This window comes from Bacillus sp. C28GYM-DRY-1, assembly GCF_030519405.1.
GTDB classification, from domain to species: domain Bacteria; phylum Bacillota; class Bacilli; order Bacillales; family Bacillaceae; genus Bacillus; species Bacillus spizizenii_A.
In genome coordinates this window covers 16,521-35,648 of record NZ_JAUMKF010000029.1, presented here as the reverse complement: position 1 = coordinate 35,648, position 19,128 = coordinate 16,521, and the positions used below count along the sequence as shown (strand labels likewise).

Here is a 19,128-nt window from a genome sequence, read left to right as displayed (position 1 = left end):
ATACATTCATTATTATAACAATATTCGTATTCAAACGAAACTAAACAACCAATCACCGATAAACTATCGACAATTGGCTGTTTAAAAGGTGTTTTGATCCCTGTCTCAAAAACGGGGGTCAGTCCCGAATGTCCGGTGCTCTTTTTATCCTATCGCATTTCAGGATTTGCTGCCTCTTCACGGGATCTTTCCTCGTTTGGTTTAAACAGCAGACCGAGGTTGATTAATCCGGCGATTCCGACAAGTCCGTAGATGATGCGGGAAAGAGCTGACCCTTGGCCGCCGAAGATGGCCGCTACTAAGTCAAATTGGAAAAATCCGATCAGTCCCCAGTTAATAGCGCCAATAATCGTTAAAGCAAGACAAATTCTTTGAATGGTGCTCATGTTTTGCAACCTCCTTCATGAATTATTAAAACAGTTATAGATTGTGACATATTGGAGAATCTATACATGCATTCTCCATATTGAGGGAAACTGGTTTGCCCCACCTGTATCTGTTTCTTTCCCAGCGTCTATCCATATAAAACCAAGCGATATGTTGGCCTGTGAGAGCTGATTGCTTTACATGTAGTGAGGACATTCTGCATAATAAAAATCTAAGGAGGAGATGTCATGCAAAACTTTACGTACTGGAATCCGACCAAATTAATTTTCGGGCGCGGAGAAGTGGAGAGACTGCCGGAGGAACTCAAATCATATGGGAAAAACGTATTGCTTGTCTACGGAGGCGGAAGCATTAAACGCAGCGGCCTGTATGATCAAGTGATTGAACAGCTAAATAAAGCCGGAGTGACCACACATGAATTAGCAGGTGTAGAACCGAATCCGCGTGTGTCGACTGTTAATAAAGGTGTTGCCATCTGCAAAGAACATAACATTGATTTCTTGCTCGCTGTCGGCGGTGGAAGTGTCATCGACTGTACAAAAGCGATTGCCGCAGGAGCGAAGTATGATGGTGATGCGTGGGATATCGTCACGAAAAAACATCAGCCTAAGGATGCTTTGCCATTCGGAACTGTATTGACTCTCGCGGCAACTGGTTCTGAAATGAACTCAGGCTCGGTTATTACAAATTGGGAAACAAAAGAAAAATACGGCTGGGGCAGCCCGCTTGTATTCCCTAAATTCTCGATTCTTGATCCGGTAAATACATTCACCGTTCCTAAAAATCACACGATCTACGGTATGGTTGACATGATGAGCCACGTATTCGAACAATACTTCCATCATGTATCAAACACGCCGTATCAGGATCGTATGTGCGAGTCACTTCTGCGCACAGTCATTGAAACAGCGCCTAAGCTGATCGATGATCTCGAAAATTACGAATTGCGTGAGACGATCCTGTACACAGGAACAATTGCATTAAACGGCATGCTTTCTATGGGTGCAAGAGGAGATTGGGCAACTCATAATATTGAACATGCAGTATCAGCCGTTTATGATATTCCTCATGCCGGCGGACTGGCGATTCTGTTCCCGAACTGGATGAGACACACATTGTCTGAAAACCCTGCCCGCATGAAACAGCTTGCAGTTCGCGTGTTTGGAGTAGAAGAAGCTGGTAAAACAGATGAGGAAATCGCACTTGAAGGTATTGATAAGCTGTCTGCGTTCTGGACAAGCCTTGGCGCTCCTAACCGTCTTGCTGATTATGATATCAATGATGAGCAGCTTGATACCATTGCTGAAAAGGCTATGGCTAACGGTACATTCGGCCAATTTAAATCACTCAATAAAGAAGATGTGCTTGCCATTTTGAAAGCATCTCTATAAAAAAAGGGGAAACAGCCGTTGGCTGCTTCCCTTTTTCTTTTTGTCTGCTTATGTTACAATGGGAAATCTGTTTTTTGCCAGCAACATCATTTGAAAGGTTCTACTATGGAAAATTTCACTTATTACAACCCGACGAAGCTGATCTTCGAAAGGTCAGATTGAATTGAACATTTAAGAAAAGAATAAAACAATACGGCAAGAAGGTGCTGCTTGTTTACGGCGGCGGCAGCATTAAGCGCAACGGTCTCTATGATCAAGTTACAGGCATTTTAAAAGATGAAAGCGCTGTAGTTCATGAACTGTCAGGTGTAGAGCCGAACCCGCGTCTTGCAACAGTGGAAAAAGGCATAGCCCTGTGCAGAGAGCATGACATTAATTTTCATCTTGCTGTCGGCGGCGGAAGTGTCATTGACTGCACAAAAGCAATTGCTGCCGGCGTTAAATACGACGGCGACGCTTGGGATATTTTCAGCAAAAAGTAACAGCAGAAGATGCGCTGCCGTTCGGTACTGTTTTAACTCTTGCTGCGACAGGCTCAGAAATGAACCCTGATTCCGTGATTACAAATTGGGAAACAAACGAGAAATATGTATGGGGCAGCAATGTGACTCATCCGCGCTTTCATCCGCGCTTTTCGATTTTAGATCCTGAAAACACGTTCACTGTCCCAGAAAATCAAACAGTATACGGCATGGTTGCATGAGCCACGTATTTGAACAGTACTTCCATAATGTCGAAAATACGCCGCTGCAAGACAGAATGTGCTTTGCTGTTCTGCAGACGGTAATTGAAACAGCTCCAAAACTATTGAAGGATCTGGGAAATTACAAACATCTTGAAACGATTTTATATGCAGGCACAATCGCTCTGAATGGCACGCTTCAAATGGGCTACTTCGGCGACTGGGCTTCTTACACTATGGAGCATGCCGTATCAGCTGTTTATGATAATCCGCATGCGGGCGGACTTGCGATTCTGTTCCCGAACTGGATGAGACACACGCTTGATACAAATGTTGCCGCTTTAAAAACCTCATGATAAACATGTTTGACATTGATACTGAAGGCAAAACAGATAAAGAAATTGCGCTTGAACGCATCGATAAGCTGGCTGCATTCTGGACAAGCTTCGGCGCGCCTTCCCGACTTGCCGATTATAATATAGGAGAAGAAAAGCTAGAGCTGATTGCTGATATCGCAGCCAAAGAAATGGAACACGGCGGCTTCGGCAACTTCCAAAAACTGAACAAAGATGACGTGCTTGCCATCCTTCGCGCGTCTCTATAAACCCAGAGGGCGGAACCCAGTCATTCCGCCCTTTTTTCCTGACTTGATTTCACAGATAAGTTCATATAAAGTGAAAGATGAAAACATTATACCGTTATGGAGGGACAAGCAATGACGCATGTACGCTTTGACTACTCAAAAGCGTTGACTTTCTTCAACGAACATGAACTTACATACCTGCGGGACTTTGTAAAAACAGCACACCATAATATTCATGAAAAAACAGGCGCTGGCAGCGATTTTCTAGGCTGGGTGGACCTCCCTGAACATTATGATAAAGAAGAATTCGCGCGCATTAAAAAAAGCGCGGAAAAAATCAAATCTGATTCTGATGTATTGCTTGTTGTCGGCATCGGCGGTTCTTACCTTGGGGCGCGGGCTGCGATTGAAGCGCTTAATCACGCGTTTTATAATACTTTGCCAAAAGCAAAACGCGGCAATCCGCAAGTTATTTTCATCGGAAATAACATCAGCTCATCTTATATGAGAGATGTCATGGATCTTCTTGAAGATGTTGACTTCTCTATTAATGTGATTTCTAAATCAGGCACGACAACTGAACCTGCAATCGCTTTCCGCATTTTCCGCAAGCTTCTTGAAGAGAAATACGGCAAAGAAGAAGCGAAAGCGCGGATTTACGCAACAACTGATAAAGAGCGCGGCGCATTAAAAACGCTATCTAACGAAGAAGGCTTCGAATCATTTGTCATCCCTGATGACGTTGGCGGCCGTTATTCTGTATTAACAGCTGTAGGCCTCTTGCCGATCGCTGTAAGCGGCGTCAACATTGACGAGATGATGAAAGGCGCACTGGATGCGAGCAGAGATTTTGCCACATCGGAATTAGAAGAAAACCCTGCATACCAATATGCGGTCGTTCGCAATGTGCTTTATAATAAGGGCAAAACAATTGAAATGCTAATCAACTACGAACCGGCGCTTCAATACTTCGCAGAATGGTGGAAGCAGCTGTTCGGAGAAAGTGAAGGGAAAGATGAGAAGGGCATTTATCCTTCTTCAGCTAACTATTCAACAGACCTTCATTCATTAGGCCAGTATGTACAAGAAGGCCGAAGAGATTTATTCGAAACGGTACTGAATGTAGAGAAACCTAAACATGAACTGACAATCGAAGAAGCGGACAACGATCTTGACGGCTTAAACTATTTAGCTGGAAAAACAGTAGATTTCGTTAACAAGAAAGCTTTCCAGGGCACGATGCTTGCACATACGGACGGAAATGTTCCGAACTTAATCGTCAACATTCCTGAGCTGAATGCATATACTTTTGGATACCTTGTATACTTCTTCGAAAAAGCCTGCGCGATGAGCGGCTATCTTCTGGGCGTCAATCCGTTTGACCAGCCTGGAGTAGAGGCATATAAAGTCAATATGTTTGCATTGCTTGGCAAACCTGGCTTTGAAGAGAAAAAAGCAGAGCTTGAAAAACGTCTGGAAGATTAATGTGAGAAAGCTGACTGGCATTTGCCGGTCGGCTTTTTATAAAATAGAAAGGTGCTGATGTTCATGAAACAAATGGCTAAACATCTCATCATTGCCAGTTTTTCTGCGGCTATTCTAAGTATCCTCATCTCCTTTGATGCCGTGTATACAGAGTTTTCTTCAAGCTTTGGCAGCACGTTATCACACTTTTTCATCCACGCCTTTCTTCTTATTGCTTTGCCGCTTGCGCTTTTTACCGATGCGGTACACCGGATGATGCAGTTAAAACGATCTCATGCGCTTTTCACTAAATTAGGGCTCTATGCCGCAGTTGTTTATGTTTCGTGGGAATCTGCTGCAGGGCTTGCGGCGGCAATGGCTGTTTACCTATTAATTGAATGCGCTTTCTTTTCTGTTAGCCGTACGAAAGAAACAACGATTTCCATGTAGTGCGTCTCTGAATGAAGTCTTGTTCGGCAGGACAGGATAAGTGAAAAAGGGGCATTTTTGATGATTACAATACCTTCCGCGATAGATGGGCAGTCTTTTCTGCTTCAAGAATTGGAACAAATAATGAAGCCGCTCGGTTATGTGATAAACGGCGGCTGGGAATACGATCACGGCTTCTTTGATTATAAAATTGATGATACAAATGGCTATTTGTTTTTAAGGATTCCAGTCAATGCGGTAAAAGGCAGTCTCGATGAACGCGGTGCGGCCGTCCGGATCGGAACGCCGTTTATGCTGAGGCAGGTGTTCCAGGCAGGTCTTGACGATGATGCCGAGGGAGGTCCTTTCCAATCACTCTTTAATCAATTTTCCGAGCCGGAAAGGCGAGACGCGGAAATTGATCCAGCGTATTTGGACATCGGCGCCTCCCTTGTGAAAGAATTGGAGGATGTACTGCTGCATTAGACCACAAGGAAATAATCTGTTTCGAGCACTTTGTATGTGAGAGGAGGGGAAAGCATGGGCCCTTCCTCTTTTTGTACGCCGATAATAGTCGTGTTGTGATCAAGAAAATAGAGGATACACGTTTTGTAAGCGGCTCCCCTTAGATCGTCAGGAACAGGAAGAAGCTTCACTTGCTGATCAAGAGTCAGTTTGATTTCGTTCTGCTTAGACGGCCGTACTTTGATTTGGTAATGCTGAAGCATCGCCCGGCTGATAAATTCTGAAGTACCGATAATTTGATTAGCGCCTGCCCGCTCCGCATTTGTGACAAACCGGTCAGTCAAAATCTCGACGATGCAATAAGCAAGGGGGTTAAGCCCTTTAACTGATAAAAGAATCAGCACTGACAGCATATCTGCTTCAGCTTCACTTTTATACTGATCGGCTGTAATCATCACTGATTCCGCTTCAGTAATATTGGCCCGTTTGAGTGTCTCATCTTCGGCAGCGTGTCCGCGTATGAAATGGACGTTTTCAATAAGCGGGCCTTCTTTTAAAGATTCATCAATCAGTACAACCGTTTTGGAAGGAGCCGTAAGCTGCAGGTCCTTCAGCAGCCGATTTGTTTTTTCATTCCACCCGATCAGAATGATGTGGCCGCGCCCTTTGTAAGCGACTTTTCCTTCGATGTAGCGGTGCTGCCTGCTGAATGCGGCCGCTGATAATGTGGCGAAATATGCAGTGACAAAGCTTGCTCCGCTCAAAATCAGCAGTATCCCCGCCACCTGTCCCAGCGGCGTGTGCGGCACATAATCTCCATAGCCGACTGTCGAAACGGTAACGACAGCCCACCAAATGCCCTCAAAAACCGAAGTGAACTGCTTCGGCTCAAGAATATAAATAATTTGTCCAAACAAAAGAATCAGAAATAAAATAATAACCCCGATTCGGATAAATAACGGCCACTTGAGCCATGAAATAAATATCCGATTTGATTTCATTCTTTTTCTCCTTCTTCAGATAATGAGATGGATAAAATCTGTTTAATAATCGTATTTAATTTCTCGTTTAGCTTCTCCTGGCCGTACATATCTCGCGCCTGCTTCATTAAATCGGCGGTATCATCATCAAGCTGAATAAGAGGCTCATCGATTTCCGATTCATTATAAAGCTGAATAAATGCGTCCAGACCTTCATTCATTCGGTCGATTGCTGTGCTCAGCTGTTCCTTTTCCTCACTCGTCACTTTCATGGCTTCCATCACACCCGTGCTTTTTTCTAACAGTATGTCCCACTTACGGTGATGTTTTTCAAAAAATGAACAAAACATATTAAACGGATTTCTCCATAAACTAAAACAAAAAGGATGAAAATAGATGACGGTCATACAAAGAACGATCGTGGTTTTGATTGGTACGCAGCTGGCGGCATCCGCGGTGATTTTGTTTATTTTCGATTTGAATTCATATAATCACTTTTCCGGCAGCTTCTCCTGGCTTCGTTTTCTAAAAGAGCTTGTCGGCAGCTTTGCCTTTTATTTGTTTTCAGCAGGATTACTCTTTCTGCTGATTGGAATGTGTGCACCGAGCAGGAAAAAAAAGCGCTTTTCTGTACACGAGAAAGAAAACTCATTAAAATAATTGTAATAAAGAGAGATTTGATTATGGAAAAAGGATGATGAAAAATGCTGTTTATATTTTTAACAATAGCCGCATTGGGATTGTCGTTTTGGGCACAATTTAAAGTGAAGAGCAACTTTGAAAAATATTCAAAAGTGGAAGCCTCAAGCGGACGTACAGGGGCAGAAACGGCAAGACGGATTTTAGATATAAACGGTCTTTACGACGTGCCGGTCGAACCGGTAAGAGGCACTTTAACAGACCATTACGACCCGACAAGACGGGTGGTGCGTTTATCTGAGCCGGTTTATTATGGCCGCTCAATTTCCGCCATCTCCGTAGCTTCCCATGAAGTCGGACATGCCTTGCAGCATCAGGAGTCATATGGTGCGCTTGTGCTGAGACATAAAATCTTCCCAGTCGTGAATTTTGCATCCGGTGTAGCTCCTATGCTTTTCTTAGGGGGCATGCTTCTCGGCAGCCTGAATTTGATCGGGCTTGGCATCATTTTATTTTCAGCTGCTGTCTTTTTCCAGCTGATTACACTGCCTGTCGAATTCAATGCAAGTTCACGCGCGAAGCAAATTATTGTGTCAGAAGGATTCATCAGGAATAATGAAGAGAATGGGGTAAATAAAGTGCTGAGCGCCGCCGCCTTAACGTATGTGGCCGCCGCCCTGGTTTCCCTGTTTGAACTTCTTCGCTTTGTGATGATCTTCTTAAACGGTCGTAATGAGAATTAACGTTAAGGAGGTGGCCCCTTACCATTTATGGTAAGGGTTTTTTTTGCTTATATTACAATTGATCGCCATTTTTATTTTGATTGGCATTACGGCTGTTTTCGTTGCAGCGGAATTTGCAATCGTCAAAATCAGAGGTTCAAAAATCAATCAGCTCATCGAAAGCGGGGACAGCCGGGCGCTTGCCGCACATAAAATCATCTCCAATCTTGACGAGTATTTATCAGCCTGCCAGCTCGGGATTACAATTACAGCCCTCGGCCTTGGATGGCTTGGTGAGCCTACATTTGAACGCGTTCTTCATCCCTTATTTACAGCGGCAGGTATACCGGAACCGTTTAACCACATTGTCACATTTGTATTTGCATTTATCATCGTCACTTTTTTGCATGTGGTAATGGGTGAGCTTGCTCCGAAAACGGTTTCCATTCAAAAGGCTGAAGCTGTCAGTTTATGGATTGCAAAGCCGCTGATCTGGTTTTATAAAATCACGTATCCGTTTATTAAAGCATTGAACGGCTCTGCAAGTTTTCTTGTGAAATTGTTTGGCTTTCATTCAGTGAAGGAGCATGAGGTTGTCATAAGCGAGGAGGAACTGAGGCTGATCCTCTCAGAAAGCTATGAAAAGGGAGAAATCAATCAGTCTGAGTTCCGCTATGTGAATAAGATTTTTGAATTCGACAACCGTGTAGCAAGAGAGATTATGATTCCGCGGACAGAAATTGCGGTCATCTCTCTGGAGCAGTCGCTAGAAGAAGCGATTCATCACATCATTAATGAACGGTATACACGTTACCCTGTCATTAAAGAAGACAAGGATCATATTTTAGGGATCATCAACAGCAAAGATATGTTTAAAGCTTATTTTCTCGGACAGCCGATTAAGCTGAAGCAGATTATGAGGCCCGTCATCAGAGTCATTGAAAGCATCCCTGTTCAGCAGCTTTTGATTCGCATGCAGAAGGAGAGAATTCACATGGCCATTCTCGTAGATGAATACGGGGGGACAGCGGGGCTTGTCACTGTCGAGGATATTATCGAGGAAATCGTCGGGGAAATCCGCGATGAATATGATCAGGATGAAACGCCGCATATTTTGAAAAAAGGCGAGCATCATTATGTGATGGATGGAAAAGCGTTAATAGACGAAGTAAACGATCTGTTCGACATTGCGATTGAAAACGAAGAAATTGATACGATTGCAGGCTGGCTCCTGACGCAAAAAATGGAGCTGGAAGCAGGAGATGTGATTCACGCCGAGGGGTGTGAATTTAAAATCCTCGACGCCGAAGATCATCACATCCGTTTTGTAGAAATTAAAAAAACCGATTTTTTATAAAAAGCAGCCGGAGATTGAACGGCTGTTTTTTTATGACGGCTGGCGGTTTTCGGAAAAAGCAATGCTGTAAAGCCTTTTTTCCACATAAGATATATAGACGGACACTTAGAAGGGAGTGGCTGTATGAATAAGGCTTGGTGGAAGGAATCGGTTGTCTACCAAATTTATCCCCGCAGTTTTAAAGATTCAAATGGGGATGGAATCGGGGATATTCAAGGAATCAGATCCAAGCTTGATTACATAAAAGAGCTGGGCGCTGACGTCATCTGGATTTGCCCGCTGTATGATTCGCCTAATGCTGATAACGGCTATGATATCAAGGATTATCAAAACATATTAAGCGATTTCGGCACCATGAAGGATTTCGACCAGCTGCTTGATGACATTCATGAACTGGGCATGAAGCTGATTATGGATCTTGTCGTAAACCATACAAGCGACGAACATCCATGGTTTATTGAATCCCGTTCATCCATACACTCCGCAAAGCGTGACTGGTATATTTGGAAGGACGGCAAAAATGGAAAAGCGCCGAACAATTGGGAAAGCATTTTCGGCGGGCCGGCATGGCAGTATGATCAAGAGACCAGTCAGTATTATCTCCACCTTTTTGATAAAAAACAGCCTGATTTGAATTGGGAGAATGAAAAGGTGAGAAATGCCGTTTACGACATAATGAATTGGTGGCTTGATAAAGGAATTGACGGATTTCGGGTGGATGCCATTACGCATATAAAGAAAAAAGAAGGCCTTCCCGATATCCCAAATCCAAAAGGGCTGGATTGCGTTCCCTCCTTCCCCTATCATATGAATGCTGACGGCATAATGGATTTCCTAAGAGAGCTGAAAGAAAACACATTTACCCGCTATCCGATTATGACAGTCGGTGAGGCAAACGGTGTCGCTGCAAAGGAAGCGGCAGATTGGGCTGGAGAAAAAAACGGCATCTTCAACATGATTTTTCAATTTGAGCATCTCGGTCTGTGGGATGTAGAGATCAATGAAAGCATTAATATCGCTTCCTTCAAGCGAATTCTAACTGACTGGCAGGACAGTCTTGAAGGGATCGGCTGGAATGCTTTGTTTATGGAAAATCACGACCAGCCCCGTTCTGTTTCTGTGTGGGGAGACGACGGTGTGTACCTGAAGGAAAGTGCAAAAGCGCTTGCCGCTGTTTATTTTCTCTTGAAAGGCACACCGTTTATTTATCAGGGTCAGGAACTCGGCATGACAAACGTGGCATTTCCGTCTATTGAGGACTATGATGATGTCGCAATGAAACGCCTGTATGAAATAGAAACAGCGAAGGGCGCAACTCACGAGGACGTGATGAAGATTGTCTGGAAAAAGGGAAGGGACAATTCACGGACGCCGATGCAATGGAATGCTAATCCATACGCCGGATTTTCTGAGGCCGAACCGTGGATCGGAATCAATGAGAATTACAAATGGCTGAACGCCGAGGCGCAAAAAAACGATAAAACATCTGTATACCACTTTTACAAGAGCCTGATCAAGCTGCGCCAAACATACGATGTTTTGATCAATGGGACATATACACTCATTTTACCGGAAGATCAGCAAATCTTTGCTTATCTTCGGAAAAACGATAGCCATACTGCACTGATTGCAGCCAATCTGACAGGAGCGCCGGCCTTATTTAAGCACCCCGGATTGCCATTGTCATCAGACGCACTCCTATTGTCAAATGTGGAAACAAAGCCGCATAAGCACATGACATCAGTACTGTTAAAGCCGTATGAAGCAAGAATATATCTATGGAGCTAAACTCCAGCCAGAGACTGGAGTTTTTTATTTTTTATCAGGTTTATGTGAGCGGTTTAACAGGAAAATAAAAACACAGAACGAATTAGCAAAAAGAGCGGACAAATGAAAGGAGAAACAAATGCTGAAAACACTGCAAATCAAAACGAACAAACGAGATGAAATGATTGAAATCACCAGCGAGGTGGAAGCGTTTCTTCGAGAAACAGGTGTAACGAGCGGCGCAGCGCTGATTTACTGTCCTCATACGACAGCGGGCATTACAATTAATGAAAATGCCGATCCGGATGTCAAAAGAGATATGCTCAGAAGATTTGATGAGGTGTATCCGTGGGAACACGAGCTGGACCGCCACATGGAGGGCAATACAGCTGCGCACATGAAGTCGAGTACGGTGGGAGCTTCACAGCATGTCATTATCGAAAACGGCCGGCTGATTCTTGGAACATGGCAAGGCATTTATTTCTGTGAATTTGACGGCCCGCGTACACGGGCTTGTTACATCAAAATCATGGGGTAACAGGAGGGTTTTCATAAAGGGGCAAATGAAGTATGGGGTAAGCCTGCAAGGAGTATAGTCAATCAGAAAGAGCAGCAGACTGAGGAGACAAACGCGCTTTCTTATCCATTGCAAAACACGTTAACAACTCCGATGAGAAAACACGCAGCCAAAGAAGAAGATTCCGCATACATGTCTCCTGGGATGGGCAAGTTATCGGAATGCTGAACGGGCCCGCTGATATGAAAACGCTGTTAGCCGAACTTTGCCGAACGTAACTTGATCAACAGAGGTGACAGATGATGAACATTCTTCAATATTCTTATAAAAAAAGAGGGAAAATTGAGTTTGTATTTGAAGGCTGGCCTCACTCAAAAGTTATAATGGTTCCTATCAAGGGCTACTATTTTGTCCGCTTTATCAAATGGAGCAGCCTAGATCCAATTGTGACAAGACATGACCTTGAAAAAATGGAGTGGGCTGCGAACCAGTTTTTCGGCACAGCCCCTTTTTATCGAAAACGAAAAGCATTTGAAACCCCATCGCCCCGGAAATAGGCGATGGGGTTTTTTAGCGGACGATGCGGTAAAGAGACGGAACATCCATTCTGGTCGCTTGAGACAGAAGGTAGGCTTTCTGTACGGCTCCTTTTCTTCTAAACGAATTCAGCTTATCAATAATTTGCTGTCCGCTTAAGATTCCAAGACCATGGGCAAAATATTTATCTTCTCCCAGTAAAATCACATTTTCGCCTCTCCACTGCGCTTTTTGCGGATCAAATTCAGGGTTTTTAAAATACAAACAATCTCCGAGAAAAAAGTGATGTCCTGTTTCCGTATAGATTGGCAATTTCTCATAGTGCCAGTCATATAAAATAATTCTGTCAAAAGTGGCATCAAATTTTCCCTCCCCGATTGTATCGATCAAGGCCAAGTAATAAATGATGACAATTGCGGTCGCACATTCAAACGCGTAAAACGGGCCGTTTTCAGCAATATCCCGAATCGCTTTTGAAGGCGGCATTCTGTATTTCAGCTCCAAGGCGCCTTCCGGTGAAACCCTCCAATACGCTGTATTCCCGTATGTCTTTGAAAAAGTGGCAAACTTCGCCCCGCTTTTGTGCAGCGTTTTTGCCGCTGCCACGATATTCATCCGCAGGTTCAGCTCAAACATCAGTTCAGCAATTGAATGATAATCAAACTGAACGGGCGTCTCAATCATCTCTTTTAACAGCGGATTCAGATTCTTATCAATCTTCCAGTTCTCAATATCTTGGGGACGGAGCAATTGTCCGGATACAATAATCATCTTTAGCCCCCCTTGTTTTTTATAAGATATGCAAAGGGCTTGGGCAATGAAAGCTAAAAAGACAGAAGACAGCCGAAGAAGAACTTCTTCCATTTTTTGTTTTAAAACTTTTTTAAGCAGAGCCGATATATACGGTATCAAACCTGAAGGAGAAACTGGACATGAAGACTTTTATCAATTGGCTGAAGAAACCGTCTATCTCAAGAAAATTAATCGTCTCATTTATTGCGATTCTTATTATCCCTATTCTTATATTGGAAGTTAGTTCTTATCGAAGCGCCAGCGGAAAGCTGGATCAGGAAATTATGGGAAATGCGAAAAGCAGTGTCGATACATTTAATACAACCGTTACAAATGATCTGGGAGCAAAAGTGACAGCGGTCACCTTTTTCAGTGAATCTCTTAAAAGCTCAGCATTCAAAGGAAAGACTAATCAAGAAGAGCTCAAGGCCAAATTTTCACAATACGTATCTATCAATCAAGGGGTAGCCAGAATTTATGGAGGCGCACAAAACGGCACCTACATACAAGCGCCAAAAGAACAATTGCCGGATGGATACGATCCGAGACAACGACCTTGGTACCAAGATGCGATGAAGGCAGGTGGTGACATTGTCGTGACAGATCCTTACGTGGCAGCCAGTGACGGAAGCATGGTTATTACCATTGCCCAGAAGTTGAAGGACGGATCTGGCGTTGTCGCCATGGATATCACTATTGATAAATTGTTAGAGCAGATGAAACAAATCAAGGTCGGAAAAGAAGGCTATGTTTTCATTGCAACGAAAAACAAAACCTATGTCGCCCATCAGGACCATAAGGCTGGAGAAAAGCTGTCAGGAGACTGGGTCGACGAAATGTATGCCGATAACAGCGGTGAACTCCAATATACTCTGGGTAACGAAGATAAAAAGATGGCCTTTACAACAAATGAACTGACTGGGTGGAAAATAGCTGGCACAATGTATATGGATGAAATCAGGGATGCTTCAAAGTCTGTGCTCATAACAGGCATGATCGTGCTGATTGCTTCCATTGTGGCAGGCGGGTTTTTAATTCTGTTTATCGTTCGATCGATTACAAAACCGTTAAAACGTCTCGTTCAATCATCAAAAATGATCAGCAGTGGGGATCTGACAGAAACGATCGAAATCCGTTCAAAAGATGAGCTTGGAGAGCTTGGGGAAAGCTTCAATGAAATGGGACAATCTCTCCGCTCACTGATCAGCGCTATTCAAGATTCGGTAAACAATGTGGCCGCATCGTCCGAACAGCTTACCGCATCTGCCGGACAAACAAGTAAAGCCACCGAGCATATCACGATGGCGATTGAGCAGTTCTCAAACGGAAACGAGGAGCAAAGCGAAAAGGTTGAATCCAGCTCTCATCAGCTAAACTTAATGAATGAAGGGCTCCAGCAAGTTTCACAAACATCATCAGACATTACAAGGGCTTCTATCCAATCAACGGAAATCGCCGAAACGGGTGAAAAGTTTGTCCAGCAGACAGTCGGACAAATGAACTCGATTAATCAATCGGTTCAGCAGGCTGAAGCTGTAGTTAAAGGCTTAGAAGGAAAATCAAAAGACATTACAAGCATTTTGAGAGTCATCAACGGCATCGCTGACCAAACAAACCTGCTGGCATTAAACGCAGCCATTGAAGCTGCGCGTGCCGGAGAATCTGGACGCGGCTTCTCGGTCGTTGCGGAGGAAGTGCGCAAACTGGCTGTTCAATCAGCCGATTCAGCAAAAGAAATCGAAAAGCTAATTCAAGAAATTGTAGCAGAAATCGAAACCTCTCTTCACATGTTTAGAGAGGTCAATCAGGAAGTACAGTCTGGACTTGTTGTCACAGACAATACAAAAGAAAGCTTCCAAAGCATTTTCAATATGACAAACGAGATCGCGGGCAAATTGCAGACGATGAATTCCACCGTCAACCAGCTGTCAGGACGTTCACAGCATGTTTCAGCAGCCGTCAGCGGCATTGCCGATGTGTCAAAAGAAAGTTCGGCAAGCATCCAAGACATTGCCGCATCAGCCGAGGAGCAGCTCGCCTCTATGGAAGAAATCAGTTCATCAGCGACCACTCTTGCGCAGATGGCAGAAGAGCTTCGTGATCTGACGAAACAATTCAAAATCGAATAAAAGCAGAAAACAGCGCTTATCAAGGCGCTGTTTTTTCGTGGAGGAAATAATCCCAAAGACCTAGTAAACAAAATGATGTTAGAACTATTTTTCATTTTTTTCTTTATTTGCAATGTAATATAAAGGAAGAACTGCCGATATAATTTGTAAATTATTGAAAGAAGGTTCAATATGAAATGAAAAAAACACTCACCACTATTCGCAAGTCATCAATTGCCAGGAGACTTATTATTTCTTTCATGCTGATCTTAATTGTTCCCATTACCGTCCTCTCGGTAAGCGCTTATCATTCAGCAGTTGCCTCCCTTGATATACAGATGACACAAAGCGCAAAGGAAAATGTCCACATATTAGATCATATCATTGATGATAAAATCAGCACGACTGAAAAAAGCCTGGCGTTTTTCACTGAATGGGCTACAGCAGATAAATTTAAGGATAAAAAGAAAACAGAGATGAAAAAGGAATTTAAACAATTTATCCAAATGAATGACAATGTCGCTGCAGTATTTTCCAGCAGTAAAGACGGGGATTTCACACGGTATCCATACGCAGACATGCCGAGTGATTTTAATGCTTTAGAACGAGATTGGTACAAAGAAGCAATGGCCAATAAAGGCAAAACCATCGTCACTGAGCCTTATGAATCTATTTCAACAGGAAAAATGGTCGTCACCATTGCCCGCCAGACGGAGGATGGTTCAGGCGTTGTCGCCATAGATTTGAAAATTGATAACCTGGTCGCAACCACGAAAGGAATCAATATCGGTAAAGAAGGCTATGCTTTTATCTTAAGCCCAAATAAAAAAGTCATTGCGTACTCCGGAGAAAAAGCGGGAACAGAGTTAAAAGAAGATTGGGTTGATAAGCTCTACAAAAATAAAAGCGGCGACTTTGAATACACGCACCAAGGCAAAGAGAAGAAAATGGCATTTGCCACAAGCGAAACAACAGGCTGGAAAATCAGCGGTACGATGTATACGGACGAGATCCGTGAGGCTGCAAGCAAAGTTCTAACCATGGCTTCAATCGTTCTGGCGATTGCCATCGCAGCTGGCATTACGGCAATTTATTTTGTAATCCGGTCGATCACAAAGCCATTGAGACGAATTGTCGCATCAGCTGAAAAAATCAGTGAAGGCGATCTAACCGAAACGATTGAAATCAATTCAAAAGATGAACTCGGCGTTCTGAGCAAGAGCTTTAATCATATGGCCCACTCGCTTCGCTCACTCATTCACGGCATCAAAGATTCAGTAGACCACGTTGCTTCATCATCAGAAGAATTGACTGCATCCGCTGACCAGACAAGCAGAGCCACTGAGCATATTACGATGGCCATCGAGCAATTTTCAAACGGCACCGAAAGCCAAAGCGACAAGATTGAGACAACAACCGAGCAAATTAATGAAATGAACGACGGATTGGCTGAACTGGCGCGGGCTGCCGCAGTGATTACAGAAACATCTGCAGATGCCATAGAAGTATCAAGCGAGGGTGAGACACTCGTACAGAAAACAGCCGGCCAAATGAAAGCGATTGACCATTCAGTAAAAGAAGCGGAAAAAGTGGTGATGGGGCTGGAAATCAAATCAAAGGATATCACGAATATTTTGCGTGTCATCAACGGCATTGCAGACCAAACCAATCTTCTGGCTTTAAATGCCGCTATCGAAGCAGCCAGAGCGGGAGAAAACGGACGGGGCTTCTCCGTCGTCGCTGAGGAAGTGAGAAAACTCGCGGTGCAATCAGCTGACTCGGCAAAGGAAATTGAATCACTGATCAGCGAAATTGTGAAAGAAATTCACACATCATTGAACGTGCTTCAGTCCGTAAACAAAGAAGTTGAAACAGGGCTTGTCATAACAGGTGAAACAAAACAAAGCTTCAAACATATATCTCACATGACCAATCAAATTGCTTCCGAACTGCAAAACATGAATGCGACAGTCGAGGAGCTGTCAGCGGGAGCTCAAGAAATTTCCGCTGCTTCAAATGATATCACAGCCATTTCTAAGAAAAGTTCGGACGGCATCCAAGATATCGCCGCTTCAGCCGAGCAACAGCTGGCATCCATGGAGGAAATCAGTTCATCGGCACAGACGCTTGAAAGAATGTCTGAAGAACTCCGGGATCTGACAAAACGATTTAAAGTGGACAAAGAATAGGTCTTAATAACTATTTATTTATGAGGAGTTAGTTACTTTCGTTAAATTTCTTCTTTTTTACTGTATATATTTACCCATTTCCTGCCGATATGAAGGGTAGCATAAAAAAGGAGAAATGAATGATGAAAAAAATACTCCAACTGATAAAACAAAGATCTATTACACGGAAGCTTCTCGTTTCCTTTCTGTCGATCCTCATCATACCGGTTGTCATATTAGCTGCCATTGCGTATCAATCGGCAAGCAGCTCGCTCGACAGACAGATGATGGGGAGTGCACTAGAAAATGTACAGCAATTAAACGAAATCATTAACACCAGCATCGGTGAAAAAGAAAACAGCGCCGCTTACTTCAGCGAATGGCTGACAAAAGAGAGGTATAATGCAAAAAGCAATGCAAGTATTAAAGAGAAATTCTCACAATATATCAGCATAAACAAAGATGTAGAATCCATTTACACAAGTGACAAAAACGGGCGCTTTACCCGTTACCCGGATCTTCAGATGCCGAGCGATTATAACCCGGCCGAACGCGACTGGTACAAAAAAGCGGTTGCGAATAAAGGGAAAGTCGTGGTTACAGACCCGTATAAAACAGCCTCTACGAACACAATGGTTGTGACAATCGCTCAACAGACAAAAGATGGTTCAGGCGTTATCGCAATCAATATGACGATTGAAGATTTGCTGAAAACAATTAAAAAAGTCAACATCGGCAAACAAGGCTACGCATTTATCATGACGAAGGACAAAAAGGTTGTCGCCCATCCTACTGAAACCTCAGGAACTGAATTGAAAGGCCACTGGACCGATCAAATGTTAAATGCTGATAAAGGCGATTTTCAATACACCATGGACGGCGATACGAAAAAAATGGCCTTTGACACAAACAAGTTAACGGGTTGGAAAATGGGCGGCACGATGTATTTAGATGAAATTCATGAGGCGGCCCAGCCTGTCCTTCATCTTGCTTTAATTGTCTTGGCCGCAGCTATTATCATAGGTGTTATTGTCATGACATTGATCATTCGGTCAATTACAACACCGCTGAAACAGCTTGTCGGTTCCTCTAAGCGAATCAGCGAGGGAGATTTGACTGAAACCATTGTTATCCGTTCAAAGGATGAATTGGGCGAACTCGGCAAAAGCTTTAACAATATGGCGTCGTCACTTCGTTCTCTCATCCACGCTATCCAGGATTCGGTGGACAATGTTGCTGCTTCTTCTGAGGAGCTGACCGCATCGGCTGCCCAAACAAGCAAGGCAACAGAGCACATTACATTGGCGATTGAACAATTTTCTAATGGCAATGAAAAACAAAACGAAAACATAGAAACCGCAGCAGAGCACATTTATCAAATGAATGACGGATTGACCAATATGGCTCAAGCTTCTGAAGTCATCACAGATTCATCTGTTCAATCAACAGAAATTGCAAGCGAAGGCGGCAAGCTTGTTCATCAAACCGTGGGCCAAATGAACGTCATTGACAAGTCTGTAAAAGAAGCAGAACAAGTCGTACGCGGTTTGGAAACGAAATCGAAAGATATCACCAATATTTTGCGTGTGATTAACGGCATCGCAGACCAGACGAACCTGCTTGCCTTAAACGCAGCAATTGAAGCGGCGCGCGCAGGCGAGTACGGCCGCGGCTTCTCCGTTGTAGCGGAAGAAGTAAGAAAACTGGCAGTTCAATCAGCAGATTCAGCAAAAGAGATTGAAGCATTAATCATCGAAATTGTGAAGGAAATCAACACATCTCTCGGCATGTTCCAGTCTGTCAATCAAGAGGTGCAAACAGGCCTTGATATCACAGATAAAACAGAAATGAGCTTTAAACGCATTTCTGAAATAACGAACCAAATCGCCGGTGAACTGCAGAACATGAGTGCGACGGTTCAGCAGCTTTCTGCCAGCTCCGAGGAAGTTTCTGGAGCGTCCGAGCACATTGCATCGATTTCAAAAGAAAGCTCAGCTCATATACAAGATATCGCGGCGTCAGCCGAGGAGCAGCTTGCTTCCATGGAAGAAATCAGCTCCTCAGCAGAAACCCTTTCGTCTATGGCGGAAGAGCTTCGCGATATGACAAAACGATTCAAAATCGAATAGTAAGCCATAAC

At 43.7% G+C, this 19,128-nt stretch carries 18 protein-coding genes and 2 pseudogenes; 16 read left to right on the top strand and 4 right to left on the bottom strand.

Annotated features, from left to right (window positions below):
* On the top strand, positions 1-85 hold an 85-nt coding region (locus Q3W56_RS19125), incomplete at its 5' end, for an IS3 family transposase (protein WP_131121716.1).
* Between the two features lie 64 nt (positions 86-149).
* On the opposite strand, the gene Q3W56_RS19120 is transcribed toward Q3W56_RS19125, so the two are convergent.
* Positions 150-386, bottom strand: a complete 237-nt coding sequence (locus tag Q3W56_RS19120) for a DUF378 domain-containing protein (protein WP_019715532.1) — start codon at positions 384-386, stop codon at positions 150-152.
* A gap of 228 nt (positions 387-614) precedes the next feature.
* On the opposite strand from Q3W56_RS19120, the gene Q3W56_RS19115 reads away from it, so the two are divergent.
* From Q3W56_RS19115 to Q3W56_RS19095, 5 genes and pseudogenes are all read left to right on the top strand, one after another.
* Positions 615-1,778: an iron-containing alcohol dehydrogenase gene (locus Q3W56_RS19115; protein ID WP_019715531.1), complete on the top strand. Its 1,164-nt coding sequence runs from the start codon at positions 615-617 to the stop codon at positions 1,776-1,778.
* Positions 1,779-1,883: 105 nt separating this feature from the next.
* A pseudogene (locus Q3W56_RS19110) lies at positions 1,884-3,064 on the top strand (iron-containing alcohol dehydrogenase).
* Positions 3,065-3,175: 111 nt separating this feature from the next.
* Positions 3,176-4,528 (top strand): glucose-6-phosphate isomerase, encoded by a 1,353-nt coding sequence (locus tag Q3W56_RS19105; RefSeq protein ID WP_302896522.1) that lies wholly within the window; start codon positions 3,176-3,178, stop codon positions 4,526-4,528.
* 57 nt (positions 4,529-4,585) lie between these two features.
* Positions 4,586-4,957, top strand: coding sequence for a hypothetical protein (locus tag Q3W56_RS19100; protein WP_302896521.1), 372 nt, complete (start codon positions 4,586-4,588; stop codon positions 4,955-4,957).
* A gap of 60 nt (positions 4,958-5,017) precedes the next feature.
* Positions 5,018-5,422 carry a YugN-like family protein gene (locus tag Q3W56_RS19095; protein ID WP_019715528.1) on the top strand — a complete coding sequence of 135 codons (405 nt, stop codon included), beginning with the start codon at positions 5,018-5,020 and terminating at the stop codon, positions 5,420-5,422.
* On the opposite strand, the gene Q3W56_RS19090 is transcribed toward Q3W56_RS19095, so the two are convergent.
* Together Q3W56_RS19090 and mstX are read right to left on the bottom strand one after the other, a co-directional pair.
* Complete coding sequence (locus Q3W56_RS19090; RefSeq protein WP_302896520.1) at positions 5,419-6,402, bottom strand: potassium channel family protein; 984 nt, start codon at positions 6,400-6,402, stop codon at positions 5,419-5,421. The genes Q3W56_RS19095 and Q3W56_RS19090 overlap by 4 nt on opposite strands.
* A complete protein-coding gene (gene mstX, locus Q3W56_RS19085; RefSeq protein WP_014114951.1) occupies positions 6,399-6,731 on the bottom strand; it encodes a biofilm formation protein MstX in 333 nt (110 codons plus the stop codon). The genes Q3W56_RS19090 and mstX overlap by 4 nt, the downstream gene beginning before the upstream one ends.
* A gap of 46 nt (positions 6,732-6,777) precedes the next feature.
* Here mstX and Q3W56_RS19080 point away from each other — a divergent pair, with 46 nt between their 5' ends.
* The 6 genes from Q3W56_RS19080 (at position 6,778) to Q3W56_RS19050 (ending at position 11,940) form a co-directional block, all read left to right on the top strand.
* Positions 6,778-7,041 carry a YuzI family membrane protein gene (locus Q3W56_RS19080; RefSeq protein ID WP_019715525.1) on the top strand — a complete coding sequence of 88 codons (264 nt, stop codon included), beginning with the start codon at positions 6,778-6,780 and terminating at the stop codon, positions 7,039-7,041.
* 44 nt (positions 7,042-7,085) lie between these two features.
* Positions 7,086-7,763: a zinc metallopeptidase gene (locus Q3W56_RS19075; RefSeq protein ID WP_003220791.1), complete on the top strand. Its 678-nt coding sequence runs from the start codon at positions 7,086-7,088 to the stop codon at positions 7,761-7,763.
* 43 nt (positions 7,764-7,806) lie between these two features.
* Positions 7,807-9,099, top strand: coding sequence for a hemolysin family protein (locus Q3W56_RS19070; protein WP_302896519.1), 1,293 nt, complete (start codon positions 7,807-7,809; stop codon positions 9,097-9,099).
* A 123-nt stretch (positions 9,100-9,222) separates the two neighbouring features.
* The gene (locus Q3W56_RS19065; RefSeq protein WP_302896518.1) at positions 9,223-10,887 is read left to right on the top strand and encodes a glycoside hydrolase family 13 protein; all 1,665 of its coding nucleotides are present in this window, start codon (positions 9,223-9,225) and stop codon (positions 10,885-10,887) included.
* A 118-nt stretch (positions 10,888-11,005) separates the two neighbouring features.
* The gene (locus tag Q3W56_RS19055) at positions 11,006-11,404 is read left to right on the top strand and encodes a secondary thiamine-phosphate synthase enzyme YjbQ (RefSeq protein ID WP_302896517.1); all 399 of its coding nucleotides are present in this window, start codon (positions 11,006-11,008) and stop codon (positions 11,402-11,404) included.
* A 281-nt stretch (positions 11,405-11,685) separates the two neighbouring features.
* Positions 11,686-11,940 (top strand): hypothetical protein, encoded by a 255-nt coding sequence (locus tag Q3W56_RS19050; protein WP_302896516.1) that lies wholly within the window; start codon positions 11,686-11,688, stop codon positions 11,938-11,940.
* Between the two features lie 13 nt (positions 11,941-11,953).
* On the opposite strand, the gene Q3W56_RS19045 is transcribed toward Q3W56_RS19050, so the two are convergent.
* Positions 11,954-12,691, bottom strand: a complete 738-nt coding sequence (locus tag Q3W56_RS19045; protein WP_302896515.1) for a protein-glutamine gamma-glutamyltransferase — start codon at positions 12,689-12,691, stop codon at positions 11,954-11,956.
* Between the two features lie 161 nt (positions 12,692-12,852).
* Here Q3W56_RS19045 and mcpB point away from each other — a divergent pair, with 161 nt between their 5' ends.
* The 4 genes and pseudogenes from mcpB (at position 12,853) to Q3W56_RS21215 (ending at position 19,117) form a co-directional block, all read left to right on the top strand.
* Positions 12,853-14,841: a methyl-accepting chemotaxis protein McpB gene (gene mcpB / locus Q3W56_RS19040; RefSeq protein ID WP_302896514.1), complete on the top strand. Its 1,989-nt coding sequence runs from the start codon at positions 12,853-12,855 to the stop codon at positions 14,839-14,841.
* A 176-nt stretch (positions 14,842-15,017) separates the two neighbouring features.
* The gene (locus tag Q3W56_RS19035) at positions 15,018-17,009 is read left to right on the top strand and encodes a methyl-accepting chemotaxis protein (RefSeq protein ID WP_302896513.1); all 1,992 of its coding nucleotides are present in this window, start codon (positions 15,018-15,020) and stop codon (positions 17,007-17,009) included.
* 119 nt (positions 17,010-17,128) lie between these two features.
* Positions 17,129-18,172 (top strand): annotated as a pseudogene (locus Q3W56_RS21220) (cache domain-containing protein); the annotation flags it as partial.
* Positions 18,167-19,117 carry a methyl-accepting chemotaxis protein gene (locus Q3W56_RS21215; RefSeq protein WP_483298536.1) on the top strand — a complete coding sequence of 317 codons (951 nt, stop codon included), beginning with the start codon at positions 18,167-18,169 and terminating at the stop codon, positions 19,115-19,117. The pseudogene Q3W56_RS21220 and the gene Q3W56_RS21215, both read left to right, overlap by 6 nt.
* The last annotated feature ends 11 nt before the right edge of the window (positions 19,118-19,128 follow it).

Bases quoted from the DNA above. Each gene is read 5' to 3' on its own strand.
- Q3W56_RS19120 (WP_019715532.1), bottom strand. From the start codon at position 386: ATGAGCACCATTCAAAGAATTTGTCTTGCTTTAACGATTATTGGCGCT.
- Q3W56_RS19115 (WP_019715531.1), top strand. From the start codon at position 615: ATGCAAAACTTTACGTACTGGAATCCGACCAAATTAATTTTCGGGCGC.
- Q3W56_RS19105 (WP_302896522.1), top strand. From the start codon at position 3,176: ATGACGCATGTACGCTTTGACTACTCAAAAGCGTTGACTTTCTTCAAC.
- Q3W56_RS19100 (WP_302896521.1), top strand. From the start codon at position 4,586: ATGTTCATGAAACAAATGGCTAAACATCTCATCATTGCCAGTTTTTCT.
- Q3W56_RS19095 (WP_019715528.1), top strand. From the start codon at position 5,018: ATGATTACAATACCTTCCGCGATAGATGGGCAGTCTTTTCTGCTTCAA.
- Q3W56_RS19090 (WP_302896520.1), bottom strand. From the start codon at position 6,402: ATGAAATCAAATCGGATATTTATTTCATGGCTCAAGTGGCCGTTATTT.
- mstX (WP_014114951.1), bottom strand. From the start codon at position 6,731: ATGTTTTGTTCATTTTTTGAAAAACATCACCGTAAGTGGGACATACTG.
- Q3W56_RS19080 (WP_019715525.1), top strand. From the start codon at position 6,778: ATGACGGTCATACAAAGAACGATCGTGGTTTTGATTGGTACGCAGCTG.
- Q3W56_RS19075 (WP_003220791.1), top strand. From the start codon at position 7,086: ATGCTGTTTATATTTTTAACAATAGCCGCATTGGGATTGTCGTTTTGG.
- Q3W56_RS19065 (WP_302896518.1), top strand. From the start codon at position 9,223: ATGAATAAGGCTTGGTGGAAGGAATCGGTTGTCTACCAAATTTATCCC.
- Q3W56_RS19055 (WP_302896517.1), top strand. From the start codon at position 11,006: ATGCTGAAAACACTGCAAATCAAAACGAACAAACGAGATGAAATGATT.
- Q3W56_RS19050 (WP_302896516.1), top strand. From the start codon at position 11,686: ATGAACATTCTTCAATATTCTTATAAAAAAAGAGGGAAAATTGAGTTT.
- Q3W56_RS19045 (WP_302896515.1), bottom strand. From the start codon at position 12,691: ATGATTATTGTATCCGGACAATTGCTCCGTCCCCAAGATATTGAGAAC.
- mcpB (WP_302896514.1), top strand. From the start codon at position 12,853: ATGAAGACTTTTATCAATTGGCTGAAGAAACCGTCTATCTCAAGAAAA.
- Q3W56_RS19035 (WP_302896513.1), top strand. From the start codon at position 15,018: ATGAAAAAAACACTCACCACTATTCGCAAGTCATCAATTGCCAGGAGA.
- Q3W56_RS21215 (WP_483298536.1), top strand. From the start codon at position 18,167: ATGGCGTCGTCACTTCGTTCTCTCATCCACGCTATCCAGGATTCGGTG.